The 13,599-nt window shown below is 51.0% G+C and carries 10 protein-coding genes; 3 read left to right on the plus strand and 7 right to left on the minus strand.

Features of this window, described 5'->3' with window-relative positions; all coding sequences use genetic code 11:
• Positions 1–36: 36 nt before the first annotated feature.
• The 3 genes from HMPREF2696_RS10750 to pdxH form a co-directional block, all read right to left on the minus strand.
• The gene (locus HMPREF2696_RS10750; RefSeq protein WP_070588467.1) at positions 37–1,629 is read right to left on the minus strand and encodes a vWA domain-containing protein; all 1,593 of its coding nucleotides are present in this window, start codon (positions 1,627–1,629) and stop codon (positions 37–39) included.
• 254 nt (positions 1,630–1,883) lie between these two features.
• Positions 1,884–2,942 (minus strand): pseudouridine synthase, encoded by a 1,059-nt coding sequence (locus HMPREF2696_RS10755; RefSeq protein ID WP_070588468.1) that lies wholly within the window; start codon positions 2,940–2,942, stop codon positions 1,884–1,886.
• A gap of 159 nt (positions 2,943–3,101) precedes the next feature.
• Positions 3,102–3,734: a pyridoxamine 5'-phosphate oxidase gene (pdxH, locus tag HMPREF2696_RS10760; protein WP_049335246.1), complete on the minus strand. Its 633-nt coding sequence runs from the start codon at positions 3,732–3,734 to the stop codon at positions 3,102–3,104.
• Positions 3,735–3,844: 110 nt separating this feature from the next.
• Between pdxH and dut the strand changes: the two genes are divergently transcribed.
• The 3 genes from dut to guaA all read left to right on the plus strand — a co-directional run bounded on the left by dut (position 3,845) and on the right by guaA (position 6,524).
• Positions 3,845–4,297, plus strand: coding sequence for a dUTP diphosphatase (dut, locus tag HMPREF2696_RS10765; protein ID WP_070588469.1), 453 nt, complete (start codon positions 3,845–3,847; stop codon positions 4,295–4,297).
• A 186-nt stretch (positions 4,298–4,483) separates the two neighbouring features.
• Entirely contained in the window at positions 4,484–4,810 is a 327-nt protein-coding gene (locus HMPREF2696_RS10770) for a hypothetical protein (protein WP_070588471.1), read from the plus strand.
• Positions 4,811–4,958: 148 nt separating this feature from the next.
• Positions 4,959–6,524, plus strand: a complete 1,566-nt coding sequence (gene guaA / locus HMPREF2696_RS10775; RefSeq protein ID WP_070588472.1) for a glutamine-hydrolyzing GMP synthase — start codon at positions 4,959–4,961, stop codon at positions 6,522–6,524.
• 71 nt (positions 6,525–6,595) lie between these two features.
• On the opposite strand, the gene gloB is transcribed toward guaA, so the two are convergent.
• The 4 genes from gloB to purL all read right to left on the minus strand — a co-directional run bounded on the left by gloB (position 6,596) and on the right by purL (position 13,594).
• Entirely contained in the window at positions 6,596–7,345 is a 750-nt protein-coding gene (gene gloB / locus HMPREF2696_RS10780; protein WP_049335243.1) for a hydroxyacylglutathione hydrolase, read from the minus strand.
• A 23-nt stretch (positions 7,346–7,368) separates the two neighbouring features.
• Complete coding sequence (locus HMPREF2696_RS10785; RefSeq protein WP_049343597.1) at positions 7,369–8,454, minus strand: hypothetical protein; 1,086 nt, start codon at positions 8,452–8,454, stop codon at positions 7,369–7,371.
• A gap of 184 nt (positions 8,455–8,638) precedes the next feature.
• Positions 8,639–9,442, minus strand: a complete 804-nt coding sequence (locus HMPREF2696_RS10790; RefSeq protein WP_070588473.1) for an HNH endonuclease — start codon at positions 9,440–9,442, stop codon at positions 8,639–8,641.
• A gap of 225 nt (positions 9,443–9,667) precedes the next feature.
• Positions 9,668–13,594, minus strand: a complete 3,927-nt coding sequence (purL, locus tag HMPREF2696_RS10795) for a phosphoribosylformylglycinamidine synthase (protein ID WP_070588475.1) — start codon at positions 13,592–13,594, stop codon at positions 9,668–9,670.
• Between the last annotated feature and the right edge of the window lie 5 nt (positions 13,595–13,599).

A 13,599-nucleotide genomic window follows, 5' to 3' on the forward strand; every position in this document is an offset into this window, starting at 1 on the left:
GCCGTCTGAATGTTTTTCAGACGGCCTTTTTCAGGTTTATTCTTTAACCAAAGGACCTGATTGCTTTTCGCTACCGGCGGCAATGCGAACCAATTGGAGAAATTCCGATTTCAGTTCAAACGGATCGTCGCCTTGGACTTGCTGTGCCATGTTTTCGATGTCTCTCCAACTGAGTTTGCCGTTGTATTCGCCGCCGCGCAGGGCTTGGGCATAGGAAGCTGCGGCAAGGGCGAGCAGGGTGTCTTTATCGGCTTGCTCCAGCGGTTTGCTACCAACGGGAATTGCTTGTTCCATCAGCTTGCTGTCTTTTTCCCCAGGCAGTTTGTAGCGTACTTTGACAAAGGCGTATTCGTTTTTACTGCCTTTGGCGGCCGGGGCTTTTTGATAGCGTGATTCGTTCAGCCAACCGTTTTTGCCTGCCGGAATGATTTCATAAATGGCGGTCACGCTGTGGCCTGAGCCGATATCACCCGCATCTACTTTGTCATTATTGAAGTCTTCATTGCGCAGGGTGCGGTTGGTGTAGCCGACCAAGCGGTATTCTTTGACGGTGGCAGGATTGAATTCAACTTGGATTTTGACATCCTGCGCAACGGTGGCGAGTGTGGAGGTCAGCTGCTGTTGCAGGACTTTTTTCGCTTCTTTTTCGTTGTCGATGTAGCTGTAATTGCCGTCGCCTGCATCGGCAATTTGTTCCATCATGTCTTCGTTGTAATTGTCCGTACCGAAGCCTAGCGTACTGAGTGAAACGCCGGTTTTACGTTTTTCGGCAACCATGGATTTGAGCGTTTCGGTATCAGATACGCCAACGTTAAAGTCGCCATCGGTCGCCAGCAGGATACGGTTGATGCCGTTGGGTACAAAGGCTTTTTGCGCTTGCTCGTAGGCCATGCGTAAAGCGGATTCGCCCGAAGTCGAGCCTTCGGCTTTCAGCTTGTCGATGGCCTTCAGGATGGTTTCTTTATCTGAACCTGATGTGGGCGTAAGCACCAGCTCTTCGCCTGATGAATAGGTAATCAGGGTAACTTTGTCCTGCGGGCGTAATTGTTGGGTCAAGATACGCAGCGTTTTTTGAACCAATGGAAGTTTATTTTCTGCATCCATACTGCCGGATACGTCCACGAGAAAAACAAGATTGGCGGGCGGCAGGTCTTTCTTTGCCGTGTCTTGTGCTTGAATGCCGATTTTGATCAGTTTGGCTTCCGGTTGCCATGGAGAATCAATGGTTTCAGTGTGAACGGCAAAGGGACGACCGTCAGTAGGCAGTGGATAGTTATAAGGGAAGTAATTGACGATTTCCTCAATCCGTACAGCATCTTTAGGCGGCTGTTTGCCGCTGTTCAGAAATCGGCGGACGTTGGCGTAGCTGCCGGTATCGACATCGATGCTGAATGTGGAAACAGGTTCTTGAGCAACGGATTTGACCGGTTGGTCGGGTTGGTCTTGGTAGCGTTCGGTGTTTTGAGCATTGACAGCAGGTGTTTTAACCTTCTGTATGGCAACAATTTGGCTTTCCTTGAATCCTAGAGAGGGACCAAAAGAGGGATTCGAGTATTCTTTTGAGTCAGAACATGCTGTCAAGGCTGTCAAAGTGAGTATGGAAACGGTTTTTAGGAAGAAACGGGGCATGATTTAAGCTCCAGGAAAATATCACATGCTGATTATTATAAAGTGTTGATGGCAGTGTATTGGCAGATTCAACGAGAGCGCAGAGTCACTTTTTATTTAGATTTTAATGCGTAAATAGTGGGTTAAGTTTAAATCAGGACAAGGCGGAGCAACGCGGTACTGGTCTAAACTTAACCCACTATTTTTATGACTTGGGCAAGATTTTGTCGGACTGAGACAATTTTGTAAAGGCCTCAGCCCCGATTTATCTTACATTAACTTTTCTTCCGGCGACGTTCGCCCGGCAGCAGCATGTCCGCCCATTTGATGATGTTGGCGACTTCTGCCGGATTGAGTTCGTAGAACTGGCCGCGTTTGAGGCGGTTTGGCAGGCCGATAGGGCCGAAGCCTACGCGCACGAGGCGGCTGACGGTGAGGCCTTGGCTTTCAAAAATGCGGCGTACTTCGCGGTTGCGGCCTTCTTTGATGACGACGTTGTACCATTTGTTTGCGCCTTCGCCGCCTTGTTCGTAGATTCGTTCGACTTTTGCCAAACCGTCTTCGAGCATCACTCCTTCTTCGGTCAGGACGCGCATTTGTTCGGTGGTCAACTCGCCCAATACGCGCACGGCGTATTCGCGTTCGACTTCAAAGCTGGGGTGGGCAAAGCGTTGAACGAGTTCGCCTGAAGTGGTCAGGATCAAAAGGCCACTGGTATTGATGTCCAAGCGTCCGATGGCCACCCAGCGGCTGCTGGCTGCTTGCGGCAGGCGGTCGAAAATGCTGACGCGGCCTTGCGGGTCGTCGCGGGAAACGATTTCGCCTTCTTGTTTGTAGTAGAGGATGATACGCGGCAGGCGATCGGCCCATTTGAGTTTGATGATGCTGCCTTTGACGGTAACGTGGTCATCGGGGGTGACTTTGTCACCCAGTTGGGCGACGTGGCCGTTGACCGTTACCCAGCCGTTGCTGATCCATTCTTCCATTTCGCGGCGTGAGCCGACGCCGGAAGCGGCCAGGACTTTTTGCAGGCGCTCGGGTTCGAAGCGAGAAAGGTCGCTGCGGCGTTCTTTCAAATCGCGGGCGTGCTCCATGATTTTTTGGTTGGGGTTGCGGACAACCAGTTTTTTGGCTTTGGCAGCACGTTGTTTGGGCGCAGTATTTTGAGCTTTAGGGCCGTCTGAAACTTTTGGGCCGTAAGGTTTGCCTGATGTTTTGCGTTCGTTGTCTGGACGTTTTTTATTGGCAAAGGATTTGGCCGGTTTGGAAGGTTTTTTGGCGGTAGATGATACGCCGTCGCGCCATTGGCGTTTGCTGGAAGGCTGTTTGGACATGATTTTTCCTAACTCGCTTGAAAAAGCGGTTCTTCTGCGGCGGTTGCGGCAGGGGTTGGATTGGGGGAAAAGGCCGTCTGAAAATCAGATTCAGACGGCCTGCCGATGAAAGGCTGTATTGTAACTCAACCAGTAATTTTTTGTTTGAAAATCCGAAAATTATGGCGAAAGGCGTTCGCGTATCCAGTTGCCGTCAACCAGGCGGTATTGGATGCGGTCGTGCAGACGGCTGGGGCGGCCTTGCCAGAATTCGATGCGGTCGGGAATAACGAGGTATCCGCCCCAATGCGGCGGGCGGGGAACATGCAGGGGATGTTTGACGCCGACGGCTGCGGCTTTGGCTACCAAAACGGCTTTGCTGGAAATCACTTCGCTTTGTTCGCTTGCCCATGCGCCGATACGGCTGGTGTAGGGGCGGCTTTCAAAATATTCGTCCGAAGCGGCGGCGTCGAGTTTTTCGATGCGCCCTTCAATGCGCACTTGACGCTCGAGTTCCGGCCAGAAAAAGGTCATGGCGGCAAAGGGGTGTGCCGTATAGGAGCGGCCTTTACGGCTGTGGTAATTAGTAAAGAAAACAAAGCCTTTGGGGTTGACTTCTTTTAGCAGCACCATGCGACTGTTGGGTCTGCCGTCTTCGCCCACGGCGGCAACGTTGACTGCGGTCGGCTCGTTGACTTCGGCGTGAATCGCTTCGTTCAGCCATTGCTCGAATTGGACAATCGGGTCGGCGTGGCATTCGGCTTCCGATAGCTCGCGTTTGCTGTAATCTTCGCGGATATTGTGTAAATCCATGATTTTTCTCCTTAGGTCTGACTGAATCATACTCCGTTTTTTCAGACGGCCTCAAGGGCATTGTGTATAATCGTAGCCCTTTCCAATATAGAACAATACGGAGTCCTGTCATGCAAACCGAAGTCGAACTGAAAATCTTAAATCCGAAAATGGCCGATTCCCTGCCTGCTTATGCAACGCCCGGTTCTGCCGGTTTGGACTTGCGTGCCTGCTTGGATGAAGCTGTTGTATTGCAGCCGGGCGATGTGTATCTCGTGCCGACCGGTTTGGCGGTGCATTTGGCCAACCCTACGTATGCAGCCGTTTTGCTGCCGCGTTCCGGTTTGGGTCATAAACACGGTATTGTTTTGGGCAATTTGGTCGGTTTGATTGACTCGGATTATCAAGGCGAATTGAAGGTTTCTCTGTGGAACCGTGGTAAAGAAGCGTTTACCATCGAGCCTATGGAGCGTATCGCGCAAATGGTGATTGTGCCGGTTGTCCAAGCTGCGTTTAAGGTTGTGGACGAGTTTGCCGCCAGCGAGCGCGGTGAAGGCGGATTCGGCAGCACGGGCAAAGCCTGATGATTTGAAAGGCCGTCTGGAACAAGATAAATTGAAATATTTGATTTCGGTTTGCCGTTGTTCAGACGGCCTTTTTGTTGGGTTAACCTTTGCATAATTACACACAAGATTGCATTTTTATATCTTGTCTGTATGACCGACGCACCCAATAATACAGGCCGTCTGAAACCTTTACGGAGCGTTGTTATGTCCCGTCCTTCACTTTTTCTGCCTTTATTTTTGATTATCTTTGGCGCAGTTTGGTTTTTACGCGCCACGGATATTTTGCCTGCAACATCGACCATGATTGCCGGCGCATTAATTATTTTGGGTCTTGCCGTGTTGATTATGGACGGCATCAACAAACAGTCCATCGTTTCCGGCCCGATGTTGGTTTATATCGGTACAGCCATTTATCTGCACATAAGCTACTGGATTTACCTCTCGCCATTATTAGCCATCGGCATGGTTGTGTTGGGTTGTCTGCTGCTGCTCTCGCGCAGCGATATGATTCCTGAGAAACACGCAAAATAGAAAGATGAGAGATTTGGGTTTTGCCCTATAAAGGCCGTCTGAACAATGGTATAATCCGCCGATTCAGACGGCCTTTTTTATTGTGGTTTAAATTTGAAATTTACCCTCCCGGCCGCACCGTTTTCTTACATTTTGCAAAGTTTCCGCCATGACCCAAGACAAAATCCTTATTCTCGACTTCGGCTCGCAAGTTACCCAGCTGATCGCCCGCCGCGTGCGCGAAGCCCACGTTTACTGCGAACTGCATTCTTTCGACATTCCTCTGGACGAAATCAAAGCCTTCAATCCGAAAGGCATCATCCTCTCCGGCGGTCCCAATTCCGTTTACGAATCCGATTATCAAGCCGATACCGGTATTTTTGATTTGGGCATTCCGGTTTTGGGCATCTGCTACGGCATGCAATTTATGGCGCACCACTTGGGCGGCGAAGTGCAGCCCGGCAACCAACGTGAATTCGGTTATGCGCAAGTGAAAACCATCGACAGCGAGCTGACACGCGGCATTCAAGACGATGCGCCAAACACGCTCGACGTTTGGATGAGCCATGGCGATAAAGTTTCCAAACTGCCTACCGGTTTTTCTGTTATTGGCGACACCCCGTCTTGCCCGATTGCCATGATGGAAAACGCTGAGAAACAATTCTACGGCATCCAATTCCACCCTGAAGTGACCCACACCAAACAAGGCCGCACCCTGTTGAACCGCTTTGTCTTGGACATCTGCGGCGCACAACCAAGCTGGACGATGCCGAACTACATCGAAGAAGCCGTTGCCAAAATCCGCGAACAAGTCGGCAGCGACGAAGTGATTTTGGGTTTGTCCGGCGGCGTGGATTCTTCCGTAGCAGCCGCGTTGATTCACCGCGCTATCGGCGACCAACTGACCTGCGTGTTTGTTGACCACGGTTTGTTGCGTTTGAACGAAGGCAAAATGGTAATGGACATGTTTGCCCGCAACTTGGGCGTACGTGTGATTCACGTTGATGCCGAAGAGCAATTTTTGGCGAAACTTGCCGGCGTGACCGATCCGGAGAAAAAACGCAAAATCATCGGTGCGGAATTTATCGAAGTCTTTGACGCTGAAGAGAAAAAACTCACTAACGCCAAATGGTTGGCGCAAGGTACGATTTACCCTGACGTAATCGAATCCGCAGGCGCGAAAACCAAAAAAGCCCACGCCATCAAATCCCACCACAACGTCGGCGGCCTGCCTGAAAACATGAAGCTCAAATTGCTTGAGCCTTTGCGTGATTTGTTCAAAGACGAAGTGCGCGAACTGGGCGTCGCTTTGGGCCTGCCGCGCGAAATGGTGTACCGTCATCCGTTCCCGGGCCCGGGTTTGGGCGTGCGTATCTTGGGCGAAGTGAAAAAAGAATATGCTGACTTGCTCCGTCAAGCAGACGATATTTTTATTCAAGAATTGCGCAATACTACCGATGAAAACGGCACATCTTGGTACGACCTGACCAGCCAAGCATTTGCCGTATTCCTGCCTGTGAAATCCGTCGGCGTGATGGGCGACGGCCGTACTTACGATTACGTCGTAGCCTTGCGTGCCGTGATTACCAGCGACTTTATGACTGCCCACTGGGCTGAGCTGCCTTACTCGCTGCTTGGCCGCGTGTCCAACCGCATCATCAACGAAGTCAAAGGCATCAACCGCGTGGTTTATGATGTCAGCGGCAAACCGCCTGCCACGATTGAGTGGGAATAATCCCTCAATAATAAAGGCCGTCTGAACAGATATTGTTCAGACGGCCTTATTTATTAGGGACCTAAGCCCAATTAAAATTGATTTTTCAATTCACGCAAAGCGGCGAAGACTTCGAGTTCGCTGTTTAATTTTCGTCCGCTCAATTCTTCGGCGCGTGCCTGAACTTGGGGCAGGTGTACGCGGAAAAACGGATTGACTTTGCGCTCGTGCGCCAGGCTGACAGGCAGTGTCGGCGTGTGTTCGGCTGCGGCCAAGGCCGTCTGAATGTCGATGTTGTCCGGCTCGATGTGCTGGGCAAAGCGTAGATTGGAGGCGGTGTATTCGTGCGCTGGATAAAACAGTGTTTCTTCGGGCAGCTGGTTGAATCGGTGGAAGCTGTCGTAAAGCTGCTCGATTGTGCCGGTAAATACGCGGCCGCAACCGGCGGAAAACAAGGTATCGCCGCAGAAAACGTGCAGGCCGTCTGAATTTTCCAACAGATAGCTGATGTGGCGGTCGGTATGGCCGGGGGTTGCCCAAACGGTAACCAAGCCTTCGCCAAACGGGAACTGCGTACCTGCGGTGACGGTATGCGTCGCCACGTCGATGTCGCTTTCGCCATAGATTGGGGATTCTAAAAAGCCATGGAACAAGCTTTTTGCGCCGCCGGTATGGTCGGGGTGCGGATGGGTAATCCATGTTTGCGCCAGCATCAGGCGGTTGTGGACGAGGAATTTCAAAACGGGCGTGGCATCGGATGGATCGACGCAGGCAGCATGGTTGCCTTCTTGAATCATCCAGATGTAGTTGTCGTTTAGGGCTTTAATTGGCGTGATTTTCATATGCTTTCTTCTGGTTTGGGGTTTCAGACGGCCTCTAAATAATCTTTGATATTCGGGCTTTGGCCGAACACGGCTTCATGGGCTTGATGGATGCACAGTCGGTTGAACAGCAATCTTTGGGTTTGGTCGCTGTCGATAATCCGCACTTGGCCTTGCAGTTTGGGCGCGTCGTGATGAAAGGTATTCTTAAACGCGTGCCAACGGTCGGTTTGCAGATGGACGACGGCAAACATATCGTGCGAGATATTAACGCCGACACTGAATAGCTTGGCCGAGGCTTGCAGGCAGAAACTGCTGTCGCCAAACAGGCATAGCCCCGTGTTTTCCGGATAGCGGAACAATTCGATTTTCACGGCTTCGGGTTTGGCAAAGATATTACAAAACAGCCGTTCAAACAACGACGGCTGTGCCACGCCTTCGCTCAACATACCGTAAAGTCCGCCCAGCCAATCGACATAGCCGAGAAAAGTGAAACGGTAGTCCTGTATAATGGCTTCGATGCGCTTGGGGTCGCGTTTGCTGATCAAGCGGACAAATTCAAAACCGACTTCCGGCAGCCGCGCCCGAAGTGTTTGATGTAGGCGGTGGGCAAACAGGTTTTTATGGTTGTGCGGATTGCGCAGGATACCGAGGAATTTCAGCCGTAATATCCGCCACAACGCATCCGGTACTTTGACGGTATCGGTATTTGCCGTAGTTGTTTTCAGACGGTCTGCAGGCAGGGTGCGCAGGTGGTTGCAGGCTTCTTCGTAGCCGCTTTCATGACGGTTGAACCAGCTTTCCAGATTATATTGGTTGGTGGAGTCTTCGACAAAGGTCAGCGTATAGAGGTTTTTCGCCGCCAAGTTGCCGATGATGTTGACGCTTATCGCTTCGCTGCGGTTTTGTTCTTTGCTACGGGTTTTTTCACCAGTATGGAATATTGACAAAGGCAGCTTGTAAACATTCTGATTCTGAGGGCTGACCTGCGGATTATGCGCGTGCTGCCGCTGCTCGGTTTGGGCGATGAAGTGGTGTTCCTTCGTCGGATTCGCGGTCAACAGGGCGTAAGGCTTTTCGCCGCATTCGGAAAATTCGCAATCGCTGAGGATAAAGGCTTGTCGAGTCATAATGTCAGGAAAGGCCGTCTGAATATGTCGATTATAGTTTAAAAGTGGCAATTATACAGAATGACGGCGACGAGTTTGGTCTTTATACGCAAAAGGACGCAAAAAGGTCATCTGAAAACGGATATAGCGAGGTTCGCTAAATCGTTTTCAGACAACCTTAAATCAACGGACTGTTCAACACTATTTATTCTTCTTTTTGGAAAACATGGTTGCGGTGATACTCGAAATATTTTTCGCTTTCAGGTTCGATTTTTAATTTCATATCGGGAGAAATTCCAAGCCGCTTTTGATTTTCCAGATCGATTTTCGGACTGATTTTTATCGTACCGTCGGCATCAAACGTAATCAGTCCGCTATCGAATAATGCGTCAATATTGGGTGCGAGCATCAGTCCATTGAAGGGATCTAACCTCTCTTCATTATTGCATTTGCTCCAAGGTTTGATATGGCTGGCAATAAGTAAAGACCGAACATCTAGACCTGTTAGCGGGCAGTTCGGATACAGTTCGAGTAGTTTTTGCCGGAATCTGCCTTGCCCTTGACGGGCTTTTATCAAAGTTTCAATTTCGGTTCGCTTTTCTGGATTAGTCTCGGAGGCTAAACATTCTTCGAGTTCGTCTATATTAGATTTTAAGGACAGGGTAGAAGCTACCTGAAAATTTGGTATTCCCATGAGCCGTCCTACCGGTAATCCGTTTTTCTTACAGGTTCCGCATGGAGTTAGTTCTCTCCTGTATTCATCCAGGCTCCATTTTTCAAGTTCTTCAATTGAGTTTGAGCAAACTTTGAAATATTTTCCAGTTGTGCGCCCCGGCCTTTTATTTAGTTGGTTACAATTAGCAAAATGTATTTTGGGATAATCTTTCCAAATCTTAGAAGGGTCTTTAGTTTGATCTATATTTAATACAAATCCATTTGGGTTTTCATCAATCCATTTAATATAGTCATCATCATTCGGCATGTTTTTAAAAATTACTATGTTAGACATAAGCTTCTCCAAATCTTTCTATAAATTCAATTAAGTTTATTTGTATATAGGTTCGGGACAAAAAATCTAGGCCGTCATTCCCGCGCAGGCGGGAATGACGGCGGTCGGCTCGGTCTTATACGCAAAAGAACATATAAAGGTCGTCTGAAAACAGATATAGCAGAATCCGCTAAATCGTTTTCAGACGACCTTTCTCTTTAAAGCCGAATCAAATCAGCCTGCCGGTTAACCCAAAGCCTTTCTTGCTCCGGCAAAGAGGCGGTACCAGCCGGACAATTCCGTCCAGTCTTCCGGTTTCCAGCTCATTTGTGCGGCACGGTATACGCGTTCCGGATGCGGCATCATGATGGTAACGCGGCCGTCGGCGTTGGTCACACCGGCGATGCCTTGAGGCGAGCCGTTAGGGTTTAGCGGATAAGTTTGGGTCACTTGGTTTTGGCCGTCCACATATTGCAGCGCAATGCCCAAATCGGCGGAAATATTGCCGCCGTGAAGCGCGAAGTCGGCGCGGCCTTCGCCGTGGCTGACCACGACAGGCAGGCTGGAGCCTTGCATTTCGTTCAGAATCAGGGAGGCTGATTTGGGGACGTGAACCATGCTCAGGCGCGCTTCGAACTGTTCGCTCAGGTTGCGTTTGAACTTCGGCCAGCCTGCCGTGCCGGGGATGATTTCAGCGAGGTTGCTGACCATTTGGCAGCCGTTGCACACGCCCAATGTCAGCGTGTTTGGATCGGCGAAGAAGGCGGCAAATTGGTCGCGCAGAGCAGGGTGGAACAGAATCGATTTCGCCCAGCCTTCGCCTGCACCGAGTACGTCGCCGTAGCTGAAACCGCCGCACGCCGCCAGCATTTTGAAGTCGGCAAGGTGGACGCGGCCTGCCATCAGGTCGGACATATGCACGTCGTAAGCATCGAATCCGGCGCGGGTGAAGGCGGCGGCCATTTCGATTTGTCCGTTCACGCCCTGTTCGCGCAGGATGGCGATTTTGGGTTTCGCGCCGCTGTTGACGAAAGGCGCGGCGATGTCTTCGTTCACGTCGAACTTCACGTCGGCAAACAATGCGCTGCGGTCGTTGTCGTCAATCAGGGCAAACTCACTGTCGGCGCAGGCAGGGTTGTCGCGCAGACGTTGAATGGCGTGGCTGGTTTCCTGCCATGCGCGTTGCAGGTCGGTAAGGGATTGATTGAAAATTTCTTCTCCTGCATTGATGACCATATGGCCGCTGTCGGCAAACTCTCCCAAATAGTGCAGCGTGAGATTCAGTTTCTCGCACAAATTGAAAATATATTCGTGGTCGGCAGCGTGAACAGCAATAACGGCTCCTAATTCTTCGTTAAACAGGGTAGTTAGGACAAATTTTTGCCATTCTTGAGACGAGTAATACTCGTTTTGAACGTTAATATTTTTACTTACCATTGTCAGCAGGTCGAGATTCATGCCACGGCGAGAAGCAAATGCCATTTCTGCCAGAGTCACAAACAAACCGCCGTCGCTGCGGTCGTGGTAGGCCAGCAACTTATCTTCTTGAACGAGTTGCTGAATTAACTGATAAAACGCTTTCAGATGGCCTGCATCAATATCAGGTGCTTCGCCGCCGCTTCGGTTATACACTTGAGCCAGTGCAGACCCACCCATACGGCACTTGTTGTTGCCTAAGTCAATCATCAGCAGAATAGTGAATGAATTGGCATTGTCTTTTAATACGGGCGTAACGGTTTTGCGTACGTCTTGAACTGGCGCGAACGCGGAGATAATCAGGCTCAACGGCGAGACGACAGATTTTTTCTCTTCGCCGTCCTGCCACACGGTTTTCATTGACAGGCTGTCTTTGCCTACGGGGATGCTCAGATCCAATGCCTGACAGGCTTGGGAGACGGCTTCGACGGTGCGGTAAAGTTTTTCGTCTTCGCCTTCGTTGCCGCATGCCGCCATCCAGTTGGCGGAAAGTTTGATGTTGCCGATGTCGCCGATATTGACCGCCGCGATGTTGGTAATGGCTTCGCCGATGCACATTCTGCCCGAAGCAGGCGCGTCAAACAGGGCGACAGTCGGTTTTTCTCCCATAGACATCGCTTCGCCGCGATAGGTATTGAAGCCCATCATGGTAACGGCGCAGTCGGCTACGGGGGTTTGGTATTTGCCGACCATTTGGTCGCGGTGGGTCATGCCGCCGACACTGCGGTCGCCGATGGTAATCAGGAAGTTTTTGGCTGCTACGGTAGGCAGACGCAAAACGCGGTAGGCGGCTTCGGTAATGTCGATATCGCCCGCGTTAAACGGTTTTTCAGACGGCGTAACCGTTTTGTCGGTACGCGTGGTTTTGGGCGGTTTGCCGAGCAAGACGTTCAATGGCAAATCGACGGGATTGTTGGAGAATAAATCGTCGCGTACTTTCAAATGACCATCGTCGGTCGCTGTACCGACTACGGCAAATGGGCAGCGTTCGCGTTCGCAGATGGCGCGGAAGGTCTCCAAATCTTTTTCCAAGATGGACAACACATAACGTTCTTGCGATTCGTTACACCAAATTTGCAATGGGCTGAGGCCGTGTTCTTCCAGCGGCACTTCGCGCAGTTTGAATACCGCGCCACGACCGGCATCGTTAACGAGTTCGGGGAAGGCGTTGGACAAGCCGCCTGCGCCGACGTCGTGGATGGAGATAATCGGGTTTTTGTCGCCAAGCTGCCAGCAACGGTCGATGACTTCTTGCGCGCGGCGCTCGATTTCGGGGTTGCCGCGTTGTACGGAGTTGAAGTCCAAAGATGCGTCGTTTGTGCCGGTGTTCATGGAAGAGGCCGCGCCGCCACCCAAACCGATGAGCATACCCGGGCCGCCCAGTTGGATCAGCAATGCGCCTTCGGGGATTTCGTCTTTATGCGTCTGCTGCGCCTGAATGCTGCCTAAGCCGCCTGCAATCATAATTGGTTTGTGATAGCCGCGAACCTGACCGTCGAACTTCTCTTCAAAAGTGCGGAAGTAGCCCAAGAGGTTCGGACGGCCGAATTCGTTGTTGAACGCTGCGCCGCCGATCGGGCCTTCAATCATGATGTCTAAAGGAGAAGCAATATGGCCGGGTTTACCATAGGCTTGTTCCCAAGGCTGCTCCAAGCCAGGGATATTCAGGTTGGAGACGGTAAAGCCGGTCAAGCCTGCTTTCGGACGTGAGCCTTTGCCTGTCGCGCCTTCATCGCGGATTTCACCGCCTGCACCTGTTGCCGCTCCGGCAAACGGCGCGATGGCGGTCGGGTGGTTGTGTGTTTCCACTTTCATGATGATATGGGTGTCTTCTTCGTGGAAACGGTAGCCTTGGTTTTCCGCCGCATTCGGATAGAAACGCTCGACTTTGGCGCCTTCGATTACGGACGAATTGTCTTTATAGGCAACGACTGTGCCTTCGGGATGCGCATTGTGTGTGTCGCGAATCATGCCGAAAAGGGATTTCGGTTGTTTTTCGCCGTTGAGGATGAAGTCGGCGTTGAAGATTTTGTGGCGGCAGTGTTCGCTGTTTGCCTGAGCGAACATCATCAATTCAACATCGGACGGATTGCGGTTTAAAGCCTGATAGTTTTCAACCAGATAATCGATTTCGTCGGCTGAAAGCGCCAAGCCCATTTCAGTATTGGCTTTAACCAATGCCTCTTTACCGCCGCCCAATACATCTACGCTGGAGAAGGTTTCCGATTGGATGTGGTGGAACAGTTGCGCCGCTGCATCGATGTCAGTCAACACGCTTTCGGTCATGCGGTCGTGCAATAGGGCTGCCCATTGTTGTTTTTGCCCGTCGGTAAGTGCGCCTTCCAACCATACGGCCATGCCGCGTTCGATACGTTCAATGCCTTCCAAACCGCAGTTTTCGGCGATATTGGTTGCTTTGGAAGCCCAAGGCGAAATGGTGCCCAAACGGGGCGTTACCAAAAATAAATGCAAGCCTTCGCGCGCTTTGGGCGTTTGTTCAACGCTTTGCGCCGCCAGTAAGGCTTGCAGTTTTTCGACTGTCGCGGCATCAAGTGCTTTTTCGCTACCGACAAAATACCAAAATTCGCTGCTTAATTTGACTTCGGGCAGGCCGAGTGCGGCTGCTTTTTGAAAGAGTTTTTCAACACGGAAATCGGAAAGGGCGGTTACACCGCGCAAGGGCAGAACAACAGACATGGATT

The sequence above is a fragment of the Neisseria sp. HMSC058F07 genome (assembly GCF_001810035.1).
GTDB lineage: Bacteria > Pseudomonadota > Gammaproteobacteria > Burkholderiales > Neisseriaceae > Neisseria > Neisseria perflava.